Origin of the sequence: Aeromonas sp. QDB03 (genome assembly GCF_027707985.1) — a bacterium.
Classification (GTDB): domain Bacteria; phylum Pseudomonadota; class Gammaproteobacteria; order Enterobacterales; family Aeromonadaceae; genus Aeromonas; species Aeromonas hydrophila.
On sequence record NZ_JAPCJG010000006.1, the window covers coordinates 131,637 to 156,470 of the forward strand.

The window sequence follows — 24,834 nt, forward strand, 5'->3', positions numbered from 1 at the left end:
CAGCATAATGGCGTGAAAAAATAGTTCAAGACGAAATTTACATCTTCAAATAGAAGGGGCTGGTCAGTTGGATGTATCTGTCGGAATAGGTTCCATCAGCAGAATGGATCACAATTTCACCCTGCTCACACTTGTTTAATCCTCTACCAAGTCGCAATAAAACACGATTTGCCTCTTTTCCGGCTCTGGTGATAACAGCTGTATAACAAACGGCGTGCAGATCATAATCCGCCGAGATGCATAAAATTTCATCGGCCATGGCCGTTGGCACGACCAGCGCAACCTCGCCGTTGGGGGCCAATAGTCGGTCACAGGCGGTCAGCAGATCCCGGCTGTCGAGGCCGCCGGTATGACGTGCCAGTGCCCTGGCCGGATCGCGAAATGACTGGCCCGCCACGAAGTAGGGTGGGTTGGAGACGATGAGATCGTAAGGGGCGGCCTGATAGGTTTGAATGGCACTCTCGATGACGGTGACCCGCCCATGCCAGGGGGAGGCTGCCGCATTCTCGCGAGCCTGCCGGGCTGCATTGCTATCCAGCTCTACCGCATCGATGCGGCAGTCGGCAGGGCTGCGCTGGGCCAGCATCAGGGCGATGAGGCCGCTGCCGCTGCCAATGTCGAGCACCCGGCGGACATTGGTGACAGGTGCCCAGGCGCCGAGCAGGATGCCATCGGTGCCGACTTTCATGGCGCAGCGATCGTGATCGACGCGAAATTGCTTGAAGGTAAAACCGCTGTTTCGTCCCATCCGACTCCCGTCCTGTGCCAGCGCCGCAGAAAATGGTCGGCGATTATAGCGACTAAGCCACAGTCGCCATAGGAGCCGACGACATAATCGCCTATAATCTGCCGTTTCCTTAATGACCGAGTATTGCCATGAGCCAGTCCTTTGATGATTTCGACCTGAATCCAGCCCTCAACCGGGCCTTGGCCGAGATGGGTTTCACCCGCCCCACCACCATTCAGCAGATGGTGCTGGAGCCAGCCCTGGACGGCCGCGATATTCTGGCATCCGCCCCGACCGGTACCGGTAAGACCGCCGCCTTCCTGCTGCCAGCCCTGCAGCATCTGCTGGACTTCCCGCGCCGCAAGCCGGGCCCGTGCCGCATGCTGGTGCTGACCCCGACCCGCGAGCTGGCGCTGCAGGTCACCGCCCACGCCAAGGCGCTGGCGGCTCACACCAACCTCAGCATCGAGACCATCATCGGCGGCGTCAGCCATGAAGAGCAACTGCCGGCCCTGACCAAAACCACCGACATCGTGGTGGCCACCCCGGGCCGTCTGCTCGAGTACATCGAGAAAGAGGAGTTCGAGAGCCACGACATCGAGGTGCTGGTGCTGGACGAAGCGGACCGCATGCTGGACATGGGCTTCATCAAGGATGTGAACCGCATCGTGGAAGAGGCGCGCTACCGCAAGCACACCATGCTGTTCTCCGCCACCCTGGAAGGGGCCGGTCTTGAGAAGTTCGCCAACGATATCCTGAAGGAGCCGGTGGAGCTGCACGCCGAGCCGCCCCGCAGCGAACGTCGCCCCATCACCCAGTGGGTGCACCTGGCCGACGATGCCGCTCACAAGCTGGCCCTGCTGGTGCATATCCTCAAAGATCCCGAGACCCAGAAAGCCATCATCTTCGTCAAGACCCGTGAGCGGCTGGCGGAGCTGTCCGGTCAGCTGCAGGCGGCTGGCGTCTCCTGCGCCTGGATCCGCGGCGAGATGGAGCAGAGCAAGCGCATCGAGTCGATCCGCAAGTTCCATGAAGGGGAAGTGCCCTTCCTCATCGCCACCGACGTGGCCGCCCGCGGCATCGACCTGCCCAACGTCAGCCATGTCATCAACTACGACATGCCTTACGGTGCCGATGTCTACGTCCACCGGATCGGCCGCACCGGCCGTGCCGGCAACCGTGGTTGCGCCATCAGCCTGGTGGAAGCCCACGACATGGCGATGGTCGCCAAGATCGAGCGCTACACCGAAGAGCGTCTCAAGCGTCGGGTGATCGACGAACTGCGCCCCAAGCACAAGGAAGCGCGTGTACCGGTGAAGAAGAAAAAGCCGAAGGACGACAAGAAGAAGTCGGCCAAGAAGAAAAAGAAGTAAGCCTGCCCGCCACAACGGCCATCCCCGGATGGCCGTTGTGCTATCTGCTGCCCACTCGGCGGGGGCCAGAAAAGAAAAAAGCCGACGTATAAACGTCGGCCAATAAAAAGTGCTTACAACAGAGGATTCACCTATTCAGACTTGGGGATCCTGAATTTGGTTCCCTCGGGTTGTAATTAATTTTCAGCGCGTTTGAACATCAGGGTATTGGCATCGGACTCTTCCGGTACGAAGTAGTAGCCATCGGCGTTGAACCCGGTCAGCTGCTCCACCTTGGTGAGCCGGTGCTTGATGATGTGGCGGGCCATCATGCCGCGCGCCTTCTTGGCGTAGAAGCTGATGATCTTGAACTGGCCGTTCTTCTCGTCCTTGAACACCGGCGTGATGATGCGCCCCTGCAGGGCCTTGGGACGTACCGACTTGAAGTACTCGTCGGAAGCCAGGTTGATCAACACCTCGTCTCCCTGAGCAGCCAGTGCCTTGTTCAGCTGGGCGGTGATGATGTCGCCCCAGAACTGGTAGAGATCCTTGCCACGCGCATTGTCGAGGCGAATCCCCATCTCCAGCCGGTAGGGCATCATCAGATCGAGCGGGCGCAGTACCCCGTAGAGGCCGGAGAGCATGCGCAGGTGTGCCTGGGCGAAGTCGAGATCAGCCTCGCTGAAATCCTCCACCGCCAGCCCCGTGTAGACATCCCCCTTGAAGGCCAGCAGCGCCTGGCGGGCGTTGGCCGGGCTGAAGTCGGGTTGCCAGTCGGCAAAGCGGGCGGCGTTGAGGCCGGCCAGCTTGTCGCTGATCTTCATCAGGCTGGCGATCTGGTCCGGGCTCAGCTGGCGGGCCCGGCCGATCAGCTCGGCGGAGTGGTCCAGCAGCTCGGGTTGGGTGAAACGGGAAGTCACCAGCGGCGACTCGTAGTCCAGCGTCTTGGCCGGGGAAACCACAATCAGCATAACGATCCTTTATAGCGGTGACGCACGCCCCTCATTCATCCAGGGTGACGTTGTCGAGAGTGCCTGCACCCAGCTGCTCGCGCCCCGACAGCTTGATCAGCAGTCGCAGGTCGTTGGCCGAGTCGGCATGGGCAAGGGCCTCACTGTAGCCAATTTGGCCGGCACAGAACAGGGCGAACAGCGCCTGATCGAAGGTCTGCATGCCGAGCTCGGTGGACTTGGTCATCACCTCCTTGAGCCGGTGCACCTCCCCCTTGCGGACGATATCGGTGATGAGCGGAGTGTTGAGCAGCACCTCGAAGGCCGCACAGCGACGGCGCCCATCCAGGCTGGGCAGCAGTTGCTGGGCCACGATGGCACGCAGGTTGAAGGAGAGATCGAACAGGAACTGGCGGTGTTTCTCCTGAGGGACCAGGTGCAGGATGCGGTCCAGCGCCTGGTTGGCATTGTTGGCGTGCAGAGTGGCGAGGCAGAGATGACCTGTCTCGGCAAACTGCAGGGCAAACTCCATGGTCTCCTGGCTGCGGATTTCGCCGATCAGGATCACGTCTGGCGCCTGGCGCAGCGAACTCTTCAGCGCCACGTCGAACGACGCTGTGTCTATGCCCACCTCGCGCTGAGTGATCAGGCTGCGGCCGTGCTGATGCACGAACTCCACCGGATCTTCCACCGTCAGGATGTGGCCGTCCACATGTTGGTTGCGATAACCGATCATGGCCGCCTGGGTGGTGGATTTGCCGGCGCCGGTGGCACCGACGAACAGCACCAGCCCGCGCTTGGCCAGGGCGATCTCCTGCAGGATGGGGGGCAGCGCCAGCTCGTCAAAGGTGGGAATGCGGGTCTCGATACGGCGCAGCACCATGCCCGGCAGCTCCTGCTGCCAGAAGGCACTGACCCGAAAGCGGCCAAGCTCCTCGCGGTGAATGGCGTAGTTGGCCTCCTTGGTGCGCAGGTAGCGCTCGAAGTGCTCCGGGCTCAGGGTCTCCTTGACCAGCGCCAGCGCCCTTGCCTTGTCGAGGGGGGCTTCTGTCAGCGACTGCAAGTGGCCGTTGACCTTGAGGGTCGGTGGCGTGCCGACCGTGATGAACAGATCCGAGCCTTTGCGGGCGACCAGCTCGGTCAGCAGGGCATCCAGATTCATAACGACTCCTTCCCTAGATTCGTCGTGGTTAGATGGTGTTGGGATCGACCGCCTTGGCCTTGGCATCGAGCGCCGCCACAACCCCGCGGCTCACCAGCTGCTTGAGGCTCTGATCCATGGTCTGCATGCCGTGGGTCATCCCGGTCTGGATCACCGAGTAGAGCTGGGCAATCTTGTCTTCCCGGATGAGGTTACGCACGGCGGGAATACCCATCATGATCTCGTGGGCCGCCACCCGGCCGCCACCGATGCGCTTGAGCAGGGTCTGGGAGATGACCGCCCGCAGCGACTCGGAGAGCATGGAGCGCACCATGTCTTTTTCCGCACCCGGGAAGACGTCGATGATCCGGTCGATGGTCTTGGCCGCCGACGAGGTGTGCAGGGTGCCGAACACCAGGTGGCCGGTCTCGGCCGCGGTCATGGCCAGACGAATGGTTTCCAGGTCACGCATCTCGCCCACCAGGATGATGTCCGGGTCTTCCCGCAGCGCCGAGCGCAGGGCGTTGCTGAAGCTCTTGGTATCGCGGTGTACTTCCCGCTGGTTCACCAGACAGCGCTTGTTCTCGTGCACGAATTCTATGGGATCCTCGATGGTGAGGATGTGGTGATGAAAGTTCTCGTTGATGTAGTTGACCATGGCCGCCAGGGTGGTGGATTTGCCCGAGCCGGTCGGGCCGGTCACCAGTACCAGACCGCGGGGGTATTCGGCAATCTTGCGAAAGATCTCCGGGGCGTCCAGATCTTCGAGGCTCAGCACCGTGCTGGGGATGGTCCGAAATACCGCGCCGGAGCCGCGTGCCTGCTGGAAGGCGTTGACCCGGAAGCGGGCGAGGTTTGGCACCTCGAACGAGAAGTCCACCTCGAAGTTCTCTTCCAGTTCCTTGCGCTGGTGGTCGTTCATGATGTCGTAGATGAGGGCGTGCACTTCCCGGTGTTCCAGGGCGGGCAAATTGATCTTGCGAACCTCGCCATCAACCCTGATCATCGGGGGAACCCCGGCCGAGAGGTGTAGATCCGAGGCTTTATGTTTTACACTGAAAGCCAATAACTCTGTGATATCCATAGATTTGTCATTCTCCCATCACAAGATCACTAACGAAACATGAACCAGATTGCCGAGCACCTGCTTCAGGTCAAGGAACGTATTGTACAAGCCGCCAGTCGAGCGGGCCGAAGCAGCGATCACATCCAGCTGCTGGCGGTCAGCAAGACCAAACCGCTGGAGGCCGTTTGCGAGGCCTATGCCGCCGGTCAGCGCCGCTTTGGTGAATCCTACGCCCAGGAAGCGGCGACCAAGATAGATACCCTGCGTGAGCAAGGGGTCTGTGCAGACATAGAGTGGCACTTTATCGGCCCGCTGCAATCGAACAAGTCCAAGCTGGTGGCCGAGCGTTTCGACTGGGTGCAGAGCGTGGACAGAGAGAAGCTGATCGAACGCCTGAACAACCAGCGCCCGAGCGGGCTCGCACCGCTAAATGTCTGTCTGCAAATCAATATTAGCGGAGAGAGCAGCAAATCCGGAACGTCGGAGCAAGAGATTTTCCGCCTGGCTGAACTGGTCTCCCGCTGCGAACGGCTGCGGCTGCGCGGCCTGATGGCGATTCCGGAGCACACCAGCGACGAGGCGGTGCTGGCCGCCCAGATGGTGCGCATGCAGGCTCTGTTCACCGAGCTTGCGCAACAATACCCGGGCGTCGACACCCTCTCGATGGGGATGACCGAGGATCTCGAACTGGCGATCGGCCACGGCAGCACCATGGTGCGAGTCGGTACCGCCATCTTCGGTGCCCGCGACTATTCATGAGCAAGGCCCGGGATGCGATGCATCGGGCAGTGCTTTTTTCAGGTAACAGGAGCGTTTGATGCAGCATAGAATCCTCGCCTTTATCGGGGCGGGCAACATGAGCCGCAGTATCATTGCCGGTCTGGTTCAGGCGGGCTATCCGGCCGACCGGATCATCGCCGCCAACCCCAGTCGGCCCAAGCTGGATGCGCTGGCCAACGACTATGGCATCCGCATCACCCAGGACAACGCGGAGGCGGCCCGGGCGGCGGAGGTGATCGTGCTGGCGGTCAAGCCGCAGCTGATGGCCGCCATGCTGAGCGCGCTGGTGGCACAGCTGGGCACGCTGGAGGGCAAGCTGCTCATCTCCATCGCCGCCGGCATCAAGGTGGCGCGGCTGGCCGAGATGGCGGGCGGCCACGGCCGGATCATCCGCACCATGCCGAACACCCCCTCTCTGCTGGGGCTGGGGATGACCGGGCTGTACGCCCCGCCCGGCATCGAGCAGGCTGACCGGGAGCTGGCCGAGCAGATGATGCAGGCGGTGGGAAAAACCCTGTGGGTGGAGCAGGAGTCCGGCATCAACGGCGTCATCGCCGCGGCCGGCAGTGCGCCCGCTTATTTCTTCCTGTTCATGCAGGCCATCGCCGAAGAGGCCGAGGCCATGGGCTTCTCCCCCGAGCAGGCCCGCCTGCTGGTGCAGCAGACCGCTCTTGGTGCGGCGGCCATGGTCGAGCAAAATCCCGAGCTGTCGTTGCAGACCCTGCGCGAGCAGGTGACCAGCAAGGGCGGCACTACCGCCGAGGCGATCAAGACTTTCCAGCAGCAGGGACTGATGCCGCTGACGGCACACGCCATGCAGGCGGCCGTTGCCCGGGCCGGCGAAATGGAAACCCTGTTCTGAACCCGATTTCTCTTACTCTCTGTCTCAACCTGGAGCCCAGATGAACACTGCTTACTTTCTGATTAACACGATTTTTGACCTCTATCTCATGGTGGTGCTGTTGCGCGTCTGGCTGCAGTGGGCCCGCGCAGACTTCTACAACCCCATGAGCCAGATGGTGGTCAAGCTGACCAATCCGCTGGTGGTGCCGCTGCGCCGGATCATTCCCGGGTTTGGTGGGCTGGACATGGCCTCTGTGCTGCTGGCCATCATCATCGCCTTCGCCAAGCTGGCACTGCTCAAGAGCATGAACGTGCTGCTGGCCGACTGGCTCACCCTCAGCCTGTTTGCCGGGCTCACCGTGCTGAAGAAGGCCGGCTCCATGATCTTCTGGGTGCTGCTAATCCGCGCCATCCTGAGCTGGGTCAGCCAGGGTCGCAACCCCATCGAGTACGTGATGCACCAGCTGACCGAGCCCTTCCTGGCCCCCATCCGCCGCATTCTGCCGGCACTGGGCGGGCTGGATCTCTCCGTGCTGGTCGCCTTTATCGGGCTGCAGGCCATAAACTATCTGTTGGGCGATCTGTTCGGCCAGCTGTGGTGGATGATTTGATGGCAGCCGTCCTGCGGGAAGGGGATGAGCTGATAATGCATCTGATGATCCAGCCCAAGGCGAGTCGGGATCAGATCGTCGGATTGCACGGAGAAGAGTTGAAAGTGGCCATCACGGCGCCGCCGGTGGATGGCCAGGCCAACAGCCACTTGATCAAGTATCTGGCCAAGCAGTTCAAGGTGGCCAAGGGGCAGGTTCGCATCGTGCGGGGGGAGCTGGGGCGGCACAAGACGGTCGCCATCGAGGCGCCCAAGCAGATCCCCGCCGAGGTCAGTGCCCTGCTGGACAATCAGGGTTAACACGAGAAGGATGACACCATGAAAACAGCCTGGATAAGCTGCCTGCTGGCACTGCTGCTGACCTTGCCCCTGCGGGCTGAACAGATGAAGGAACTGGGCCCCTGGCAGGTGCACTACAGTGCCTTCAACTCCAGCTTCCTCACCCCCGAGGTGGCCAAGGCCTATGGTCTGGAGCGCAGCCGCTACAACGGCATCGTCAACATCGCGGTGCAGAACAAGCAGGGGGTCGCCCAGGCGGTGGGGATCAGCGGCGAGGCCAAGAACCTCACCGGCACCATCCGCAACCTGAGCTTCCAGGAGGTTAAGGAGGGGGATGCCATCTACTATCTGGCGGTGCTGCCCTATCGTAACGAAGATACCTACCAGTTCACCCTGAAGATCATGGGGGAGGGGCAGCAGCAGATGCTGACCTTCCAGCAGACCTTCTACGTCGACTGATGCCGACGCCGGTGATGCCCTGTAAAAAAGCCCCGAACGCAGGTTCGGGGCTTTTTTTATGACGGCGAGTCGGTTGGTGGGGTGAAGTCGTGGATCTCCCCGATCCTCGGGGTGAAGCGGGGATCCTGATCCCGGTTGTGCTCCACCCACTCCATGGCCTGACAGAAGCTCTCCCGCTTCGAGAATTCGCTGCGCACCTGATCGATGGCCCGCTCCGCGCTGCGCCGCTCCATCTTGCTGGCCTTGCGGTCGCTGAACTGCTTGTGCTGGGCCAGCATCCACTCGGTGAAGGCCTGGCGGCACTGGGCCTCGCTGGCCGCCTGGACGGGCAGGGCCGCCAGCAGGGCGATCATCAATAAATAGCGCATAACAACATCGGTGACTGAGGGGCATGGTTGTCTGAAAGGGCGGCATTCTATGCCGAAAACTTGAGCATGAACAGGGGAAGAGAGGGAGCCGGCATGGCCGGCCCCCACAGGGTCAGTGTTTGACGAGGTAGAGCTGACGGCTGTAGGCCACGTCTTCCGGATTGTTGATGGGATAACCCTTGAGCCAGGGCTTGATCAGCCGGGCGTTGGTGTACTGATAGATGGGGGCGATGGGCACCTCGTCCTGCAGTATGGTTTCGGCCTCATCGAACAGGCGGGCCCGTTCACGGGGATCCTGGCTGTTGGCAGCCTTGGCCAGCAGGGCATCGTAGCCGGCGTTGGCGAAGCGGGCCATGTTGCCGCTGTGGTGGGAGCCCCACAGGCCGAGGAAGGCGGACGGGTCGTTGTAGTCGGCCACCCAGGAAGAGCGGATCACCTCGAACTCCCCGCTCTGGCGGCTGTCGAGATAGGTTTTCCACTCCTGATTGGTGAGCTCGACCCGGGCCCCCAGCTTCTGTTTCCACAGGTTGGCGATGGCCAGCGCCATCTTCTTGTGTACCTCGGCCGTGTTGTAGAGCAGGGTCAGCTTGAGCGGGTTGGTCGGGCCGTAGCCGGCCTCCTTGAGCAGGGCTCTGGCCTTGTCGTCCAGCACCTGCTGACTGCTGCTGGAGAGCAGGTTGGCCTTGGGCTCGAAGCCGGCAACCACGTCCGGGGTGAAGTGATAGGCCGGTTTTTCTCCGGTGCCCAGGATCTTGCTGGCGATGAGGCCCCGATCGATGGTGTAGGAGAGCGCCTTGCGCACCCGCACGTCGTTGAGGGGAGCACGCTGGGTATTGAAGGCGTAGTAGTAGGTGCCGAGCTGATCCGGGGTATAGACCTCGCCCGGGATCTGCTGCATCAGCTTGTGATACTGCTCCTTGGGGAAGGATTCGGTAATGTGCAGGTCGCCGGCCAGGTAGCGGTTGGTGGCCGCGCTCTCCTGGTTGATGGGTACGAAGGTGACCTTGGTCAGCACGGTATGGGCGCGATCCCAGTAGTAGGGGTTGGGGGTCAGCTCCAGCTTCTCGTTCACTACCCGGTGACTCAGCACGAAGGCACCGTTGCCGACCAGCTTGCCGGGCTGGGTCCACTGGTTGCCGTATTGCTCCATGCTGGCGCGATGCAGCGGCGACAGGCTGGGGTGGGTCAGCAGGCTCAGGAAGTAGGGCACCGGCTGGGAGAGGGTCACTTGCAGGGTATGCTCATCGAGGGCCTTCACCCCGAGCTCTGCGGGGGGCAGCTTGCCGGCCACTATCTCATCCACCTTGTCGAAGCGGGCCAGCTGGGCGAACCAGGCAAAGGTGGCGGCCTCTTTGGGATCGACCAGTTTGCGCCAGCCGTAGACGAAGTCGGCGGCCTGCACGGGATCGCCGTTGGACCAGCGGGCGTCCGGTCGCAGATGGAAGGTGAAGCGCTGGTTGCCCTGGTTGTCCCAACTGGCGGCCACCCCGGGCTGTACCTTGCCGTCCGGTCCCTGGGTCAGCAGCCCCTCGTAGAGATCCCGCAGTACCTGCAACTCGGGCAGGCCGACCAGCTTGAGCGGGCTCAGGCTCGCCGGTTCGTCTTTCAGATGACGCACAACGGCCTGTTCGGTGGCGAGCTGGGTGCCGGGTGGAACATCGGCAGCCTGGACACAGGCACAGCCCAGCAGGGCCAGCAGGGGACTCCATCCTTTCATGGTTGATCCTTCAAATAGTGTGAAGCGGGGTGAAAACTCGGCGAGAAGTGATCGCCGACAGACGGGAAATCATGATATCCCGTTTGCTGGTCAGACCGCCAGTATGAGTCCCTTGGATGAGGGGACTCCCCGGCATCTTATTTGACCCGCCATTCGGGCAGAGGAGTGAACAATGAGAACATGGATCCTGTTGGCCCTGGCCATCAGTCAGGGGGCCTGGGCCTTGGCGCCGTGTGAGCGCGAGAGCCAGGTTGGCAGCTGGTGCGAGGTGAACATAGATCAGCTGCATCCGACCCAGGGCGGCGTGGGCCAGATCCAGGTCGACAACACTCAGGCCGAGCTGGCGGGCAAGAGCGCAAAGCAGCTCGACAAGTTGATGAAAAAGAAAGAGATCCCCATCGTCATTGCGCCCGATGGCGGTTACTGGCTGGTGGACAGGCACCATCTGACCAAGGCGCTGTGGCAGTCTGGCGTGAAGCAGGTGCGGGTCAAGGTGATCGCCAGGTTGCAGGACAAGGAGAACTTCTGGAGCCAGATGCAGTGCAACCACTGGGCCTGGCTCAAGGATGAAAAGGGCGGCGCACTGACGCCGCAGCAACTGCCGGCCCACATCGGCGAACTGCCGGATTACCCCTACCGGACGGTGGCCGGCCTGCTGCAGGATGCGGGCTATTTCGACAAGCGGGAGCAGGTCTACTTCGTCGAGTTTGCCTGGGCCAGCTGGCTCGGCCAGCAGATGGACTGGCTGCCGGTCGACAGCGCCAATCTGGCGGATCGCCTCTATCAGGCCAAGCGGCTGGCGTGCAGCAGCAAGGCGGCGGATTTACCCGGCTATCCCGGCAAGCAGTGCCGGGTCAATCAGTCGCGCAGCGGCAACTGAGCGGATAGTCGCTGCCAAAGCAACTACGGGGGGCCTATGCCCCCCGCTTCGTCATGAGGGTTGCCGGGCCTGCTGCCAGTGCGCGGCGGCCTGTTCCAGCAGGGCCACTTCGCCTTGCTGGATCAGCGGCAGCAAGGCCTGCACCTGGGCATCCGGCCACTCCCACCAGGCCAGCGCCTGCAAGCGGGCGATCTCCTCCTCAGCAAAGCGCATCCTGATAACTCGGGCCGGCGTACCGGCCACCATGGCATAGGGCGGCACATCCTGATTGACCAGGGCGCGCGCCGCTATGATGGCGCCGTCGCCGAGGGTAACCCCCGGCATGATCATGGCGTCCATGCCGATCCAGACGTCGTTGCCGATGCGGGTGTCGCCGGCAGGGCGATAGCTGCGCTGGAGGGCATCGAGATCGGCAAACGGATAGGTGCTGATGAAGTCGGCATTGTGGGTGTGGTTGCCGCCCATCAGGATCTTCACCCCGGCGGCTATTTGCACATAGTCGCCGATATGAAGCTGATCGATGTGCCAGAGCGGCTCCCAGCCGGTCTCCGGGCTGCGGCTGAAACGGTCGCCGTGCAGATAGCGCACGGCGGCCTCTTCAAACGGGCCGTCCCAGGCGCCGGAGTAGTAGCTGTGGCGCCCCTTCAGGTGGATGTTGGGGTTGCTTACCGTCAGGTGCAAGTACTCGACCTGCGACCAGTGTTGGCAGGGTTTCATGGTTGTCTCCTCGTTCAAATGGATAGGGTGGATGACGCGAGGAGCGCAGCTAATAGATCCAGACCAGCAGGCGGGGCACGCACAGGGTCGAGCAGCCCAGATCCTGGGGCAAACGGGGTCGCAGCATGGAGTGTGCGGGTCCTGAAGGGTGGATCGGCATGGTAAGTCATATGGGGATGGGGGCCAAGCCAAGCATCGTTATCTGGTCAAAACCTGCACGAAATATCTGGTTGATATTCATTCTCAACTGGGCATGATAAAAGTCCCACCCATCAACCTGGGAGATCGGCATGACCCATCAAATCTGGCAGCGTTACATGCTGGAGGCTGAAAACGCACTGGGCGCGGGCGCGCTCGGCACCGCCATCTGCCTCTATCAGCAGGCCCTCGCCGAGGTATACGAACTGAGTGACGGTGAGCTGGACGAGTTGGCCAGCATGCGGGTGGCGACCTGCCACCGGCTGGCCGATTTCTGGCGCGCCATGGAGGAGCCGGCCTACGAGCTGCGCTACCTCAAGCTGGCCTCCGAGCTGGTGACTGCGTTGGTGCCCCAGTGCCCGAACCAGGAGTGCGAATCCCTCATCAGCGAACTGGGTTGCTGTCGGGCGGCGTTGCTCTCTTTCCTCAAGCGCCACCCCAATCCCGACATCGCCCGCTTGATCCAGCTGCAGGATCAGGTGCAGGGCTGCGAGCTGATCGGCCGCTTTCGCCTCAACTGAGGATCATTTACGGCCTTTGAGGCGCTGGGCGATCCGCGTTTGTGCCTCTTCCCCCTGCAGGGCGAGGGAGAAGGCGCGCGCCTCCAGATCGATGACGAAGTGCACCGCCTGCCTGAGTTCCTGCTTGAGCAGCGCCTTGCTCTTTTGCAGCGCCTTTGGCGCCTTGGCCGCCAGCTTCAAACCCTGCTCCCGGGCAAAGGGGAGCAGGGCTTCGGCCGCCAGCACCCGGTTGGCGAGCCCCAGCCGCAGTGCCTCGTCGGCATCGATGGCTTCGGCCAGCAGCAACAGCTCCGCCGCCTTCAAGTGACCCACGCTGCGCGGCAGCAACAGGCTGGAGGCAAACTCCGGCACCAGCCCCAGCTCGACAAAGGGCAGTTGCAGGCGGGCATTGTCGGCCAGATAGACCAGATCGCAGTGCAGCAGCAGGGTGGTGCCGATCCCCACCGCCGCACCGCCGACCGCGGCGATCACCGGCTTCGGGAAGTCGGCCAGGGTGTGGAGGAACTGCAAGATGGGATCGTCCGCCTCCAGGGCCTCTTTCCCCACGAAGTCGGCCAGATCATTGCCGGCGGTAAAGCAGTCGCTCTGCCCCTGGATGAGCAGGGCATGGATGGCGTCATCTTCCGTCGCTTGTCGCAAGGCGTCGGTGAGCGCACGATACATGGCGGTATTGAGGGCATTGCGCTTGTCGGGACGATTGAGGGTCAGGGTGAGCAAGCCATCCTGCTGCTCGACAATGATAATGGGGTCCATGTCTAAATCCTTGTTATTGCTGGCTGTCAAAAGCTTACCGCTGCGGTAATCTTTGCGGCGTTTAACAACATCATAAAAGGATTTCAACCATGTTTAAACGTGCGTTCTATTCCCTGCTGGCCCTGGGGCTGGCTGCTCCCGCCCTGGCCAAGGTCGAGGCTGTCGACGGCTATGTGCGCCTGTTGCCGCCGGGCTCGCCCAACACCGCCGCCTTTCTGGTGCTGAAGAATGATGCGGATCAGCCGGTCAAGCTGGTGGCTGCCGCCTCGCCCGAGGTGGGCCGCGCCGAGCTGCACACCCATCTGCACGAGAACGGCGTGATGAAGATGCGCCAGGTCGAGAGCATAGAGGTGCCGGCCAAGGGGGAAGTGGCGCTCAAACCCGGCAGTTTTCACATCATGCTGTTCGAGGTGCGCGAGCTCTCCCAGGGCACCCCTTTCCCGCTGACATTGACCATGGATGATGGCCAGAAGCTGGAGTTGAACCTGCCGGTGAAGCCGATTGAACCCATGGCAGGCATGCAGCACTGACATTAATGGACGCTTGTTCAGTTTTTTACACTGTGTATTCCCGTCGCACTGGGTAAAATGATGGCCTTTCCAGTCCATAGATAGAGAGTGACGTGATGAAGAAGACCTTGATTGCCGGTTGCGTACTGGCCCTGTTCAGCCAGGCTGCTATGGCTGCCGATGACTGGCGTTTCGCTGCCGGTACCGATGTATGGAATGCTCAGGGCAGCGGCCAGATCAACGGTGTCGGGGCCAATGGCAGCTACGACGAGAACTACAACTGGAGCGGCTACCTGCAACTGGAGCACGGCATCATCCTGCTGCCCAACGCCAAGTTCGAGATCTCCGATTTCGGTACCAGCGGCGGCGCCCTCAACAACGATCTGATGGCGTATGACTTGAGCCTCTACTATCGCCTGTTCAACAACGACCTGTTCCAGATCGATCTGGGTCTGACTGGTCGTCGCTACGATGGTGATTTCAACACCCAGCACTACTCCTATGACAAGGACGTGCTGATGGCCTACACCGGCGCCGAAGTGCGCATCCCGGGTACCGGCTTTGCCGCCTTCGGCGATGCCCGCGTGCAGGATGCCGACAACTACGACTACCGTCTGGGTGGTTCCTACAAGTTCGCGACCGTACCGCTCAAGGTGCGTGCCGGCTGGCGTGATGCGAGCATGGACTTCGACCGTGTTGACCAGCGGGTCGACGGCTGGTTCATCGGCGGCGAATTCATCTTCTAATTCCGGCAACGGCTGATGACGATGCCCCCATCATCCCGATGGCGGCATCCGACGAGGAAAGAGCATGGGTCATATCATAGTGACAGGGGCGGGGTCCGGTCTGGGCCGGGCGCTCACCATAGGTCTGGTTGAACGCGGTCATCAGGTCTCCATGATGGGGCGTCGTTATCAGAGGCTGCAGGAGCAGGAGGCGTTGCTTGGCAAGGCGGTGATCGGCATTGCTGCCGATCTGGCGCACCACGAAGAAGTGGACGTGGCGTTCGCCGCTGCGGTGGAGTGGGGCGGCCTGCCCGAGCTGGTGCTGCACTGCGCCGGCGTGGGCGAGTTCGGCCCGGTCGGCGTCTATACCGCCGAGCAGATCCGCCGGGTGGTGGAGAGCAACCTCATCTCCACCATTCTGGTGGCCCAGCAGACGGTGCGCCTCATCGGCGACAAGGGCGGTGTGCTGGCCAACGTGCTCTCCTCCGCCGCCCAGGTGGGCAAGGCCAACGAGAGCCTCTACTGCGCCTCCAAATGGGGCATGCGCGGTTTTCTGGAGTCGTTGCGGGCCGAGCTGAAAGGCTCGCCGCTGCGGCTGGTGAACCTCTATCCGAGCGGGATCCGCAGCGAATTCTGGGACAACTCGGATCACGTGGACAGCAGCGGCTTCATGACCCCGGAAGACGCCGCCGCCTACATGCTGGATGCGCTGGAAGCCAGAAGCAGCTGCCATGTGACCGATCTCTTCATCGGTCGCAACTAGCTGCGGCCAGCCTCGCCTCTGCCCTGCGGCAGAAAACAAAAAGCGCGCCTAATGGCGCGCTTTTTTATGGGGGCAAGGGGCGGAATTAACGGCCCAGCTTGGCCTTGAGCAGGGCAACGATCTCGCTGATCGCCACTTCCTGCTTCTCGCCAGTGCGGCGGCACTTGTACTCCACCACACCGTTGTCCAGACCGCGATCGCCGATGACGATTGCGTGCGGCACACCCAGCAGCTCCATGTCGGCGAACATCACGCCCGGGCGCTCTTTACGGTCGTCGAACAGCACATCCACCCCGGCGGCCTTCAGCTCGGTGTAGAACTGCTGAGCCTGCTCGGCCACGCGCTCGGACTTGTGCATGTTCATCGGCACGATGGCCACTTCGAACGGGGCGATGGCTTCCGGCCAGATGATGCCGTACTGGTCGTTGTTCTGCTCGATGGCGGCAGCCACCAGGCGGGAAACCCCGATACCGTAGCAACCCATCTCCATGGTGACGGACTTGCCGCCCTCGTTCAGCACGCTCGCCTTCATGGCTTCGGAGTACTTGGTACCCAGCTGGAAGATGTGGCCCACTTCGATGCCGCGCTTGAGCAGCAGCTTGCCCTGGCCGCACGGGCTTGGGTCGCCTTCTACCACGTTGCGCAGGTCGGCAACTTCGTAAGTGGTGATGTCGCGATCCCAGTTGGCACCGGTCAGGTGGAAGCCGGTCTCGTTGGCGCCGCAGACGAAGTCCGCCAGATGGGCGGCGCTGCGATCGGCGATGATGCGACCGGCAAAGCCGACCGGGCCGATGGAGCCTGCGTCGCAACCGGCGGCAGTCTTGATCTGCTCGTCGTTGGCGAAGGTCAGCGGGTTGGCAACACCCGGCAGTTTCTCGGCCTTGATTTCGTTCAGCTCGTGATCGCCACGCAGGACCAGTGCGATGACGGCCTGGTTGCCGTGTTCGTCCTCTTCGCCCAGCACCAGCAGGGTCTTGGCGATGGCGCTCGGCGCCACGTTCAGGAAGGCGGCCACATCAATGATGGTGTGGACGGCCGGGGTAGCAACCTTGGTCAGGGCCGCGGTGGCGGCAGGGCGCTCGCCAGCCGGTGCCAGCGCTTCGGCCATCTCGATGTTGGCGGCGTAATCTGATGTATCGGAGAAGGCGATCAAGTCTTCACCGCTCTCGGCCAGCACCTGGAATTCGTGGGAGCCAGTACCACCGATGGAGCCGGTATCGGCCTGCACCGGACGGAAGTTCAGCCCCATGCGGGTGAAGGCGGCGCAGTAGGCGGCGTGCATCCGCTCGTAGGTTTCGATCAGCGAAGCCTTGTCGATGTGGAAGGAGTAGGCGTCCTTCATCAGGAATTCGCGACCGCGCATCACGCCGAAGCGGGGACGCACTTCATCGCGGAACTTGGTCTGGATCTGGTAGAGGTTGAGCGGCAGCTGCTTGTAGCTGTTCACTTCGTAACGCACCAGCGAGGTGATCACCTCTTCGTGGGTCGGACCCAGCACGAAGGGACGGTTGTGACGGTCGGTCAGACGGCACAGCTCGGGACCGTAGTCATCCCAGCGGCCGGATTCCTGCCACAGCTCGGCGGGTTGCACCACCGGCATGGAGACTTCGATGGCACCAGCATTGTTCATCTCTTCGCGAACAATGTTCTCGATTTTTTTCAGAACCCGCAGACCGGACGGCAGCCAGGCATACATGCCGGAGGCCAGTTTGCGGATCATGCCGGCGCGCAGCATCAGCTGATGGCTGACGATCTCGGCATCGGACGGGGTTTCCTTGAGAGTGGAAAGCAGATATTGGCTGGTACGCATCGCGGTAGACCTTAGCTAAGACGGGCGGCTGGGCCCTGGATAATTTCAAGAGCGGAATTTTAACAGGCCGGACCCTGCGGCCCAAGGGCTAAATTCGTACGACGGGAGAAAGCGGGGGCATCGCCCCCGCTTGGGTCAGACCCGAAATTGCGACAGCAGGCGCTGTTGCAGCAGGCTGGCCTGATGCAGGGAGGAGGCGAGCTGCAGGCACTCCTGCGCCTCCTGCTCGCCGGTCTGGGCCTGCAGGCTGATGCCGGAGACCTTGTCCGAGGTGTGGCTCAGGGTATGGGAGAGCTGACCGGTGGCATCGGCCACCTGTTGCACCATGTCCGCCAGATGGTCGATGGCCTCTTCCACCTTGAACAGGATCTGCCTGGTGTTGTCAGAGTCCTCCATACCGGATTCCACCGTCTTCAGATTGCGCTGCATCATCAGATAGGCTTTCTCGGTCTGTTGCTGGATGCTGTTGATCACCTCGGTTATTTCGGCGCTGGAGGAGGCGGTGCGATTGGCCAGGGTGCGCACCTCGTCGGCCACCACGGCAAAGCCGCGGCCCATTTCGCCGGCCCGGGCCGCCTCGATGGCGGCGTTGAGCGCCAGCAGGTTGGTCTGCTCCGAAATGCTGCTGATGGTGGAGATGATCTGGCCAATCTGGCTGGCCTGCTCCTTGAGGGCATTGATGGCGTTGGCGCACTCGCCCACTTCCACCACTACCCGCTGCATGCCGTTGCTGGCGGAGGTCACGTATTGGCTGCTCTCGGCGGTGAGCTGGCGTACCTCGTTGGCGTTTTGTGCCGCCAGGCTGCAGTTGTCCGAGATGGAGGTGGCGACCTGGACCATCTGCTCGCTGTCGTGGTGCAGTGCCTGGGCGTGTTCGGCGGTCTGGCGGCTGCTCTGGCTGATGGCTTCGACCCGGTTGACCGAGGTGTGGACGTGGTCGCTGATGTGCTGGTTGTTGTCCATGGTGGAGCTGATCATCTTCTGCAGTTTCTCGATGAAGCGATCCACGCTGCCGGCCAGCGAGCCAATCTCGTCGTCGCGCTTGAGATTGATGCGGGCATTGAGGTCGCCTTCTCCTGCCGCGATATCCTGCATGCGCTGATTGACCTGCAGCAGGGGTTTGACGATGGTGCGCACCAGCCAGAAGCCGCACAGGGTCACGAGCAGCAGGCTCAACAGCAGGCCCCCCAGCAGCAGGTTCTTGGTGTGGCTGATGATGCTGTTGAGCTGGTTCACCTGATCCTCGACCGTGGCGTCCCCCTTGGCTTCGACCTCGACCAGTTGCTGCTTGAGCTGGTCGGCACTGCGTTCATAGTTGACCAGTTGACCCTGATACTCGCCCAGTGCCGCCATCCACTGCACCATCAGCCGCTGTACCTCGGTTTGCAAGGTGCGGTACTGGGTTGCCAGCGACTGGCCGGCAAATTCCCCTTCGCCGGGCACATCAAACATGCCGCTGCCCAGCATGGCGTCGACCGCTTCCTGGTAGAAGCGGGTCGCCTCCTTCATCTCGGCCTGGATGGCGGGAGTCGGCCCCTCGCTCTGCATCTTCTCCAGTGCATAGAGCTGGCGCAGGAAGCCGATGTTGGCCTCCATGCCGCCATCGGCAGCATGCCAGCGGGTTGCCAGACCGCCATTCCAGCTGATGGCCTGATCCGGCGACTGGGTCAGGCTCTCGACCGCGCCGTCCCCCACCACCTCAAGCTGGGTCGAGAGGCGGGACATGCGCTCCGAGCTGGCGCGCAGCGCCTGATCGACGCTGGTAAAGGCCCGGTAGAGTGCCAGCAACTGCTCCTGTTGCTGCTGATAGGCCAGATGCTGCTGATCCATCGCGCTGATGGCGGTGGCGTCGATCAACCGGCCTTCCCCCACCCGGCGCATGGCATCGGCGGTGGCCGCTCTGGCGCGCTGCAGCTCCGGCTCGTCGAGCGGCATGCCTCTGAGCATCTTCTGGATGTAGAGCGACTGGTTGCCGAGCTCGATGGACCCTTCCATGGCGCCATCGGCAGTCTGCCAGGCGGCGCCCAATACATAGGAGAGCAGATCCGCCAGCCGCTGGCTGCCATACCAGCCGACGATGCCCATCCCCAGCGTGCAGCTGAGCAGAATGGTCAGCCCGAGATTCGATGTGGTGACAATTTTCATGATGCAGGACCTTCCTTGGCTCCGAACAAACCCAATTCAGTGTTTTATCAATGGCGGGAATCCGCCATTCCCGATGAAAAATAAAGTTGTTGCCATACCCGGATCCAAGCATGGCTGGCAACGGGCGAACGTGCCGAGAATCCGCCCCGATCCTCACCGCCCTATGCTGGATACTTATCCAGTTATTCTTTATGCTATGAGCCAATTTACAGATAGCTGGTTTGGTGAGGAGATTGCCGTGATTGGTCGCTTGAGAGGCGTAGTCATTGAGAAACAACCCCCCGAGGTACTGCTGGAGGTCGGGGGCGTGGGCTATGAGGTACAGATGCCCATGAGCTGCTTCTATGATCTGCCCGAGATCGGCAAGGAGGCGACCATCCACACCCACTTCGTGGTGCGGGAAGATGCCCAGCTGCTCTATGGCTTCAACCACAAGCAGGAGCGGGCGCTGTTTCGCGAGCTGATCAAGACCAACGGGGTCGGTCCCAAGCTGGCGCTGGCCATCCTCTCCGGCATGACTGCCACCCAGTTCGTGCTGAGCGTCGAGCGCGAAGAGATAAGCTCCCTGGTCAAGTTGCCGGGAGTGGGCAAGAAGACCGCCGAGCGGTTGGTGGTGGAGATGAAGGACCGGCTCAAGGGCTGGGTCAGCCACGATCTCTTCTCGCCGGCCGAGATCACCCTGCCTGCCAGAGAGAGTGCCCTGCGGGCGCCGGATTCGAGCGAAGAGGCAGCCAGCGCGCTGGTGGCGCTCGGCTACAAGCCGCAGCAGGCCAGTCAGATCGTCAGCAAGGTCGCTGTCGACGGCATGTCGGTGGAAGATATCATCCGTGAAGCACTGCGCAGCCTGGTGTGAGGTAGACAATGATTGAAGCGGATCGTCTCATCTCCGCCTCCGGCGGGCGGGAAGAGGAAGTCATCGATCGGGCCATCCGGCCCAAGCTGCTGGCCGATTACACCGGTCAGGATCCCGTCTGCGAGCAGATGGAGATCTTCATCGCGGCGGCGCGCCAGCGCGGCGAGGCGCTCGATCACCTGTTGATCTTCGGCCCGCCGGGGCTTGGCAAGACCACGCTGGCCAACATCGTGGCCAACGAGATGGGGGTCAACATCAAGACCACCTCCGGCCCGGTGCTGGAGAAGGCCGGCGATCTGGCGGCGCTGCTCACCAACCTCGAACCGAACGACGTGCTGTTCATCGACGAGATCCACCGCCTCAGTCCGGTGGTGGAGGAGGTGCTCTATCCGGCGATGGAAGATTACCAGCTCGACATCATGATCGGGGAGGGGCCCGCCGCCCGTTCCATCAAGCTCGATCTGCCCCCCTTCACCCTGATCGGTGCCACGACCCGGGCTGGCTCCCTCACCAGTCCGCTGCGGGATCGTTTTGGCATAGTGCAACGGCTCGAGTTCTACAACGTCAAGGATCTGACCGACATCGTCGCGCGCAGCGCCCGTTGCCTCGGGCTCGACATGACGGAAGACGGTGCACTGGAGGTGGCGCGTCGTTCGCGCGGTACGCCGCGAATTGCTAACCGTTTGTTGCGCCGGGTGCGCGATTTTGCCCAGGTGAAATCTGACGGCCGCATTGATGGACCCATAGCGGCCCGAGCCATGGACATGCTGGACGTGGATAATGAAGGCTTCGACTTCATGGACCGCAAGTTATTGTTGGCTGTGATAGACAAGTTTCTGGGCGGGCCGGTGGGGCTCGACAACCTGGCGGCTGCCATCGGGGAGGAGAAGGACACTATCGAGGATGTACTCGAGCCTTATCTGATCCAGCAGGGCTATCTGCAACGTACACCCAGAGGGCGGATCGCGACACCAAGAGCTTATGCGCATTTTGGCCTGCAACGGCCAGATGAAGGGTGAAAATAGCTGATTGAACAAAAAACCGCCGCTAGAGGCGGTTTTTTGTTATCCGGGCAAAAAAAAAGCCCACTGCGGATGCGGTGGGCAAAGACAATTCAGGATGGATGTTCACAGACAGTGAGTGCGTCTGGAGACAGACCGGTAAAAAAACAGAGGAGCCGTCGCGAGGCCTCAGAGTCGGTTCATTTGATAGAGCTGCACGAACGAAAGCTTGTAGTAACGGATGGTTTTAGCAACAAACTTTTTCATCTTTGATTCCAATAAACAGGTTCGAAATGTTCATCGAATACGTACCGGGAACCCAGATTGACCGGCCTGTATCCAAGGGTATGCCCTCACTGCGAGGCGCATTGTAGGAGCTCTATCGGACTCGGACAAACAAGAAAAATTACCTATCTCAGATTAGATTAACTAATCATTTTGCCGGCTTGTGGAATTAGCATGAACATGCGCTTTTAGTGGTTTTTAATTAGTTTGATTCGGACCCGGCACAGCCACAGGAAACATTATGAAAACGACCTTGTCAGTTGTTTTTTAACAGAACCATTACTAATTGGTGATAAATATAAATTTGATTTAAATCAATGATTTGCGATCTTTGTTTTTTTGTGACACAGCTCTCTAAAATAAATCTCATCGGTCGTGAAAATGCCTTTAAAAGGCATGTATTCATGATGGTTTTACATTGATTTCAATCAAATAAAGGTGATATAAAACGCAGGTCATTATGGGCGGGAATAAAGCAAGCTGGATTGTTTTGTAATTGTTAAACATTAGCTTTTTTTGTTCCCTATTATTGCCTTGTTGTTAATGTGGTGGCAGTCGAATCCGGTCGTCAGTGCAAAACTGGAACATGACCGATAATTCGGGGACTTCCAACGGAAGCTTTGTCCTTAAAACTTAAAATAGCCGTGCCAATAATCGGTGAGGAAACATCATGATTGCTGAGCATGTGGTAGACCTATCGCGGTTCCAATTCGCTGCGACGGCCCTTTATCACTTCCTGTTTGTGCCCCTGACGCTCGGAATGGCCTTCATTCTGGCGATCATGGAGTCTGTCTATGTGATGACCAACAACCCTGTCTACCGGGACATGACCAAGTTCTGGGGCAAGTTGTTTGGTATCAACTTTGCCCTTGGGGTCACCACAGGGCTGACCATGGAGTTTCAGTTCGGTACCAACTGGGCTTACTACTCCCACTACGTCGGCGATATCTTCGGGGCCCCGCTGGCCATCGAAGGCTTGATGGCCTTCTTCCTGGAATCTACCTTCGTCGGTATGTTCTTCTTCGGTTGGGATCGCCTCTCCAAGCGTCAGCACCTGGCTGCGACCTGGCTGATGGCACTCGGGACCAACCTCTCCGCCCTCTGGATCCTGGTGGCCAACGGCTGGATGCAGAACCCGGTCGGTGCCGAATTCAACTTCGAATCCATGCGGATGGAGATGGTGAGTTTCGCTGATCTGGTGTTCAACCCGGTTGCCCAGGTCAAGTTCGTGCATACCGTCGCGGCCGGCTACACCACGGGCGCCATGTTCGTGCTGGGTATCTCTTCCTATTACCTGCTGAAGAATCGTGATGTTGCCTTTGCTCGTCGCTCCTTCGCCATTGCAGCCGCTTTCGGCATGGCTTCCATCCTCTCCGTGCTGATCCTCGGTGACGAGTCCGGTTACGAGACCGGTGAAGTGCAGAAGGTGAAACTGGCGGCCATCGAGGCCGAGTGGAACACCGAGCCGGCACCTGCCTCCTTTACCCTGTTCGGCATTCCGAATCAGGAAGAGATGCGCACCGACTACGCCATCAAGATCCCCTATGCGCTCGGCATCATCGCTACCCGTTCCCTGGATGGTCAGGTCACCGGCCTCAAGGATCTGAAGAGCGAGCATGAGCTGCGCGTGCGCAACGGCATGACCGCCTACGACCTGTTGACCAAGCTGCAATCCGGCGACAAGTCCGACGATACCCGTGCCCGCTTCGATGAAGTGAAGCAGGATCTGGGCTACGGTCTGCTGCTCAAGCGCTACACCAACAACGTCACCGATGCCACCGACGAACAGATCAAGGCTGCCGTGGATGACTCCATCCCGCAGGTTGCACCGCTGTTCTTTGCCTTCCGCATCATGGTTGCCTGCGGCATGCTGATGCTGCTGCTGATCGGTCTGGCCTTCTATGACAGCACCCGTCACAAGATCGGCGAGCGCAAGTGGCTGCTCAAGGCGCTGCTGTACGGTATCCCCTTGCCCTGGATCGCCATCGAGTGCGGCTGGTTCGTCGCTGAGTATGGCCGTCAGCCCTGGACCATCGCCGAAGTGCTGCCGACCTCCGTCTCTGCATCCAATGTGCCGGCGTCCGAGATCTGGTTCTCCCTGATCGGGATCTGCCTGTTCTATACCGTACTGCTGATCATCGAGATGTACCTGATGTTCAAGTACGCGCGTCTGGGCCCAAGCAGCCTGAAGACGGGCAAGTACCACTTCGAACAGAGCAAGGCATAAGGAGAGTAACCCATGTTTGATTACGAAATGTTGCGTCTGGTCTGGTGGGTGCTGGTCGGTGTCTTGCTGATCGGTTTCGCCATCACCGACGGCTTCGATATGGGGGTGGGCGCACTGCTCCCCTTCGTCGGCAAGAAGGATGTCGAGCGTCGGGTGATGCTCAACACCATGGGCCCGCACTGGGAAGGCAACCAGGTATGGCTGGTGACTGCCGGTGGTGCCCTGTTTGCCGCCTGGCCCATGGTCTATGCCGCCGCCTTCTCCGGCTTCTACATCGCCATGATCCTGACGCTGATGGCCCTGTTCTTCCGCCCGGTCGGCTTCAAGTACCGCTCCCTGCGTGAAGACGCCAAGTGGCGCAGCAACTGGGACTGGGCGCTGTTCGTCGGCAGTGCGGTGCCGCCCATCGTGTTTGGGGTGGCATTCGGCAACCTGCTGCAGGGCGTACCGTTCGACTTCAACCAGTTCATGATGCTGACCTATCACGGCAACTTCTTCGGTCTGCTCAATCCGTTCGGCCTGCTGGCCGGCCTGGTGAGCCTGTTCATGCTGGTCACTCAGGGTGCGACCTGGCTGATGATGAAGACCGACGGTGAAGTGCTGGCCCGCTCCCGCACTGCTGCCATGATCTGCTCGCTGCTGACGCTGGTACTGTTCGGTCTGGCCGGTTTCTGGGTCAGCGGCATGGAAGGCTATGTGGTGGTCAAGGCGGCCGCGACTGATGCCGTTTCCAATCCGATGAACAAGGAAGTGGTGCGTCAGGCCGGAGCCTGGATGAACAACTACAGCCTCTATCCCTGGATGGTTGCCGCACCTATGCTGGGTCTGGCCATGAGCCTGCTGACCGCGCTGTTCGCCAAACTGAACAAGGGCTGGCTGGCGTTCACTACCTCCTCCCTGGCGGTTGCCGGCGTGATCCTGACTGCGGGCTTCTCCATGTTCCCGTTCGTGATGCCTTCCAGTCTTGAGCCGTCACTGAGCCTGACCATGTGGGATGCCACTGCCTCCTTCAACACCCTCAAGGTGATGACGGTGGCGGCTGCCATCTTCGTACCGATTGTGCTGGGTTATACCCTGTGGACCTACATCAAGATGTTCGGCCGGGTGACCAGCAAGCACATCGAAGACAACCAACAATCGCTCTACTAAGAAGGT

At 60.9% G+C, this 24,834-nt stretch carries 25 protein-coding genes; 15 read left to right on the plus strand and 10 right to left on the minus strand.

Translation table 11 applies throughout. From position 1 onward, the window contains the following. Nucleotides 1-37 precede the first annotated feature (37 nt). Complete coding sequence (locus PG900_RS15920) at nucleotides 38-748, minus strand: tRNA1(Val) (adenine(37)-N6)-methyltransferase (RefSeq protein WP_270831789.1); 711 nt, start codon at nucleotides 746-748, stop codon at nucleotides 38-40. A 128-nt stretch (nucleotides 749-876) separates the two neighbouring features. Here PG900_RS15920 and srmB point away from each other — a divergent pair, with 128 nt between their 5' ends. Continuing rightward, nucleotides 877-2,100: an ATP-dependent RNA helicase SrmB gene (gene srmB / locus PG900_RS15925; RefSeq protein WP_016351974.1), complete on the plus strand. Its 1,224-nt coding sequence runs from the start codon at nucleotides 877-879 to the stop codon at nucleotides 2,098-2,100. A 176-nt stretch (nucleotides 2,101-2,276) separates the two neighbouring features. Here srmB and yaaA read toward each other — a convergent pair whose 3' ends face one another. From yaaA to tapT, 3 genes are read right to left on the minus strand one after another with little or no spacing between them, the layout of a single operon-like run. Next, a complete protein-coding gene (gene yaaA / locus PG900_RS15930) occupies nucleotides 2,277-3,050 on the minus strand; it encodes a peroxide stress protein YaaA (protein WP_270797951.1) in 774 nt (257 codons plus the stop codon). A 31-nt stretch (nucleotides 3,051-3,081) separates the two neighbouring features. After that, nucleotides 3,082-4,191, minus strand: a complete 1,110-nt coding sequence (gene tapU, locus PG900_RS15935) for a type IVa pilus ATPase TapU (RefSeq protein ID WP_270831791.1) — start codon at nucleotides 4,189-4,191, stop codon at nucleotides 3,082-3,084. Nucleotides 4,192-4,219: 28 nt separating this feature from the next. Beyond that, the gene (gene tapT / locus PG900_RS15940; protein ID WP_011707389.1) at nucleotides 4,220-5,254 is read right to left on the minus strand and encodes a type IVa pilus ATPase TapT; all 1,035 of its coding nucleotides are present in this window, start codon (nucleotides 5,252-5,254) and stop codon (nucleotides 4,220-4,222) included. 39 nt (nucleotides 5,255-5,293) lie between these two features. On the opposite strand from tapT, the gene PG900_RS15945 reads away from it, so the two are divergent. Genes PG900_RS15945 through PG900_RS15965 form a run of 5 tightly spaced genes read left to right on the plus strand, consistent with a single transcriptional unit; the run spans nucleotide 5,294 to nucleotide 8,207 of the window. Further along, nucleotides 5,294-5,995 carry a YggS family pyridoxal phosphate-dependent enzyme gene (locus PG900_RS15945; protein WP_187268865.1) on the plus strand — a complete coding sequence of 234 codons (702 nt, stop codon included), beginning with the start codon at nucleotides 5,294-5,296 and terminating at the stop codon, nucleotides 5,993-5,995. A 58-nt stretch (nucleotides 5,996-6,053) separates the two neighbouring features. Next, a complete protein-coding gene (gene proC, locus PG900_RS15950; protein WP_268032151.1) occupies nucleotides 6,054-6,878 on the plus strand; it encodes a pyrroline-5-carboxylate reductase in 825 nt (274 codons plus the stop codon). 40 nt (nucleotides 6,879-6,918) lie between these two features. Beyond that, a complete protein-coding gene (locus tag PG900_RS15955; RefSeq protein ID WP_017411214.1) occupies nucleotides 6,919-7,470 on the plus strand; it encodes a YggT family protein in 552 nt (183 codons plus the stop codon). Next, entirely contained in the window at nucleotides 7,470-7,769 is a 300-nt protein-coding gene (yggU, locus tag PG900_RS15960; RefSeq protein WP_270831794.1) for a DUF167 family protein YggU, read from the plus strand. The genes PG900_RS15955 and yggU overlap by 1 nt, the downstream gene beginning before the upstream one ends. Nucleotides 7,770-7,787: 18 nt before the next feature. Next, nucleotides 7,788-8,207 (plus strand): DUF4426 domain-containing protein, encoded by a 420-nt coding sequence (locus PG900_RS15965; protein ID WP_194759815.1) that lies wholly within the window; start codon nucleotides 7,788-7,790, stop codon nucleotides 8,205-8,207. 56 nt (nucleotides 8,208-8,263) lie between these two features. Here the strand turns inward: PG900_RS15965 and PG900_RS15970 are convergent, their stop codons facing one another. Both PG900_RS15970 and PG900_RS15975 read right to left on the minus strand, forming a co-directional pair. Then, a complete protein-coding gene (locus tag PG900_RS15970; protein WP_024945836.1) occupies nucleotides 8,264-8,575 on the minus strand; it encodes a hypothetical protein in 312 nt (103 codons plus the stop codon). A 112-nt stretch (nucleotides 8,576-8,687) separates the two neighbouring features. Beyond that, nucleotides 8,688-10,292: a peptide ABC transporter substrate-binding protein gene (locus tag PG900_RS15975; protein WP_270831795.1), complete on the minus strand. Its 1,605-nt coding sequence runs from the start codon at nucleotides 10,290-10,292 to the stop codon at nucleotides 8,688-8,690. Between the two features lie 172 nt (nucleotides 10,293-10,464). Between PG900_RS15975 and PG900_RS15980 the strand changes: the two genes are divergently transcribed. After that, nucleotides 10,465-11,172, plus strand: coding sequence for a ParB-like protein (locus PG900_RS15980; protein WP_011707381.1), 708 nt, complete (start codon nucleotides 10,465-10,467; stop codon nucleotides 11,170-11,172). Nucleotides 11,173-11,223: 51 nt separating this feature from the next. On the opposite strand, the gene PG900_RS15985 is transcribed toward PG900_RS15980, so the two are convergent. Then, nucleotides 11,224-11,889, minus strand: coding sequence for a CatB-related O-acetyltransferase (locus tag PG900_RS15985; RefSeq protein ID WP_270831796.1), 666 nt, complete (start codon nucleotides 11,887-11,889; stop codon nucleotides 11,224-11,226). Nucleotides 11,890-12,179: 290 nt separating this feature from the next. Here PG900_RS15985 and PG900_RS15990 point away from each other — a divergent pair, with 290 nt between their 5' ends. Continuing rightward, nucleotides 12,180-12,608, plus strand: coding sequence for a DUF2753 domain-containing protein (locus tag PG900_RS15990; RefSeq protein WP_011707379.1), 429 nt, complete (start codon nucleotides 12,180-12,182; stop codon nucleotides 12,606-12,608). A gap of 3 nt (nucleotides 12,609-12,611) precedes the next feature. Here the strand turns inward: PG900_RS15990 and PG900_RS15995 are convergent, their stop codons facing one another. Continuing rightward, nucleotides 12,612-13,361, minus strand: a complete 750-nt coding sequence (locus PG900_RS15995) for an enoyl-CoA hydratase-related protein (protein WP_065475681.1) — start codon at nucleotides 13,359-13,361, stop codon at nucleotides 12,612-12,614. 89 nt (nucleotides 13,362-13,450) lie between these two features. Here PG900_RS15995 and PG900_RS16000 point away from each other — a divergent pair, with 89 nt between their 5' ends. From PG900_RS16000 to PG900_RS16010, 3 genes are all read left to right on the plus strand, one after another. Next, complete coding sequence (locus PG900_RS16000; RefSeq protein ID WP_016351963.1) at nucleotides 13,451-13,891, plus strand: copper chaperone PCu(A)C; 441 nt, start codon at nucleotides 13,451-13,453, stop codon at nucleotides 13,889-13,891. A 95-nt stretch (nucleotides 13,892-13,986) separates the two neighbouring features. Continuing rightward, entirely contained in the window at nucleotides 13,987-14,616 is a 630-nt protein-coding gene (locus PG900_RS16005) for a TIGR04219 family outer membrane beta-barrel protein (protein ID WP_270797962.1), read from the plus strand. 64 nt (nucleotides 14,617-14,680) lie between these two features. Continuing rightward, complete coding sequence (locus tag PG900_RS16010; protein ID WP_253628120.1) at nucleotides 14,681-15,358, plus strand: SDR family oxidoreductase; 678 nt, start codon at nucleotides 14,681-14,683, stop codon at nucleotides 15,356-15,358. 85 nt (nucleotides 15,359-15,443) lie between these two features. Here the strand turns inward: PG900_RS16010 and PG900_RS16015 are convergent, their stop codons facing one another. Then, nucleotides 15,444-17,168, minus strand: coding sequence for a proline--tRNA ligase (locus PG900_RS16015; protein WP_016351962.1), 1,725 nt, complete (start codon nucleotides 17,166-17,168; stop codon nucleotides 15,444-15,446). A 135-nt stretch (nucleotides 17,169-17,303) separates the two neighbouring features. Continuing rightward, nucleotides 17,304-19,313: a methyl-accepting chemotaxis protein gene (locus PG900_RS16020; protein WP_270831797.1), complete on the minus strand. Its 2,010-nt coding sequence runs from the start codon at nucleotides 19,311-19,313 to the stop codon at nucleotides 17,304-17,306. A 238-nt stretch (nucleotides 19,314-19,551) separates the two neighbouring features. Here PG900_RS16020 and ruvA point away from each other — a divergent pair, with 238 nt between their 5' ends. From ruvA to cydB, 4 genes are all read left to right on the plus strand, one after another. Continuing rightward, a complete protein-coding gene (ruvA, locus tag PG900_RS16025) occupies nucleotides 19,552-20,166 on the plus strand; it encodes a Holliday junction branch migration protein RuvA (RefSeq protein WP_016351960.1) in 615 nt (204 codons plus the stop codon). Between the two features lie 8 nt (nucleotides 20,167-20,174). Next, complete coding sequence (gene ruvB / locus PG900_RS16030) at nucleotides 20,175-21,185, plus strand: Holliday junction branch migration DNA helicase RuvB (protein ID WP_011707371.1); 1,011 nt, start codon at nucleotides 20,175-20,177, stop codon at nucleotides 21,183-21,185. A 937-nt stretch (nucleotides 21,186-22,122) separates the two neighbouring features. Continuing rightward, nucleotides 22,123-23,679 carry a cytochrome ubiquinol oxidase subunit I gene (gene cydA / locus PG900_RS16035; protein ID WP_065475691.1) on the plus strand — a complete coding sequence of 519 codons (1,557 nt, stop codon included), beginning with the start codon at nucleotides 22,123-22,125 and terminating at the stop codon, nucleotides 23,677-23,679. A gap of 12 nt (nucleotides 23,680-23,691) precedes the next feature. After that, on the plus strand, nucleotides 23,692-24,828 hold the full coding sequence (gene cydB / locus PG900_RS16040; protein WP_270797967.1) for a cytochrome d ubiquinol oxidase subunit II: 1,137 nt from the start codon (nucleotides 23,692-23,694) through the stop codon (nucleotides 24,826-24,828). Nucleotides 24,829-24,834 lie beyond the last annotated feature (6 nt).

Coding starts and splice junctions, on each gene's coding strand:
- PG900_RS15970 (WP_024945836.1), bottom strand. CDS start 8,575: ATGCGCTATTTATTGATGATCGCCCTGCTGGCGGCCCTGCCCGTCCAG.
- PG900_RS16005 (WP_270797962.1), top strand. CDS start 13,987: ATGAAGAAGACCTTGATTGCCGGTTGCGTACTGGCCCTGTTCAGCCAG.
- cydA (WP_065475691.1), top strand. CDS start 22,123: ATGATTGCTGAGCATGTGGTAGACCTATCGCGGTTCCAATTCGCTGCG.
- PG900_RS16015 (WP_016351962.1), bottom strand. CDS start 17,168: ATGCGTACCAGCCAATATCTGCTTTCCACTCTCAAGGAAACCCCGTCC.
- PG900_RS15980 (WP_011707381.1), top strand. CDS start 10,465: ATGAGAACATGGATCCTGTTGGCCCTGGCCATCAGTCAGGGGGCCTGG.
- yaaA (WP_270797951.1), bottom strand. CDS start 3,050: ATGCTGATTGTGGTTTCCCCGGCCAAGACGCTGGACTACGAGTCGCCG.
- PG900_RS15945 (WP_187268865.1), top strand. CDS start 5,294: ATGAACCAGATTGCCGAGCACCTGCTTCAGGTCAAGGAACGTATTGTA.
- PG900_RS15965 (WP_194759815.1), top strand. CDS start 7,788: ATGAAAACAGCCTGGATAAGCTGCCTGCTGGCACTGCTGCTGACCTTG.
- PG900_RS16010 (WP_253628120.1), top strand. CDS start 14,681: ATGGGTCATATCATAGTGACAGGGGCGGGGTCCGGTCTGGGCCGGGCG.
- cydB (WP_270797967.1), top strand. CDS start 23,692: ATGTTTGATTACGAAATGTTGCGTCTGGTCTGGTGGGTGCTGGTCGGT.
- yggU (WP_270831794.1), top strand. CDS start 7,470: ATGGCAGCCGTCCTGCGGGAAGGGGATGAGCTGATAATGCATCTGATG.
- ruvB (WP_011707371.1), top strand. CDS start 20,175: ATGATTGAAGCGGATCGTCTCATCTCCGCCTCCGGCGGGCGGGAAGAG.
- PG900_RS15955 (WP_017411214.1), top strand. CDS start 6,919: ATGAACACTGCTTACTTTCTGATTAACACGATTTTTGACCTCTATCTC.
- tapT (WP_011707389.1), bottom strand. CDS start 5,254: ATGGATATCACAGAGTTATTGGCTTTCAGTGTAAAACATAAAGCCTCG.
- PG900_RS15995 (WP_065475681.1), bottom strand. CDS start 13,361: ATGGACCCCATTATCATTGTCGAGCAGCAGGATGGCTTGCTCACCCTG.
- PG900_RS15985 (WP_270831796.1), bottom strand. CDS start 11,889: ATGAAACCCTGCCAACACTGGTCGCAGGTCGAGTACTTGCACCTGACG.
- PG900_RS16020 (WP_270831797.1), bottom strand. CDS start 19,313: ATGAAAATTGTCACCACATCGAATCTCGGGCTGACCATTCTGCTCAGC.
- PG900_RS15920 (WP_270831789.1), bottom strand. CDS start 748: ATGGGACGAAACAGCGGTTTTACCTTCAAGCAATTTCGCGTCGATCAC.
- tapU (WP_270831791.1), bottom strand. CDS start 4,191: ATGAATCTGGATGCCCTGCTGACCGAGCTGGTCGCCCGCAAAGGCTCG.
- proC (WP_268032151.1), top strand. CDS start 6,054: ATGCAGCATAGAATCCTCGCCTTTATCGGGGCGGGCAACATGAGCCGC.
- PG900_RS15975 (WP_270831795.1), bottom strand. CDS start 10,292: ATGAAAGGATGGAGTCCCCTGCTGGCCCTGCTGGGCTGTGCCTGTGTC.
- srmB (WP_016351974.1), top strand. CDS start 877: ATGAGCCAGTCCTTTGATGATTTCGACCTGAATCCAGCCCTCAACCGG.
- PG900_RS15990 (WP_011707379.1), top strand. CDS start 12,180: ATGACCCATCAAATCTGGCAGCGTTACATGCTGGAGGCTGAAAACGCA.
- PG900_RS16000 (WP_016351963.1), top strand. CDS start 13,451: ATGTTTAAACGTGCGTTCTATTCCCTGCTGGCCCTGGGGCTGGCTGCT.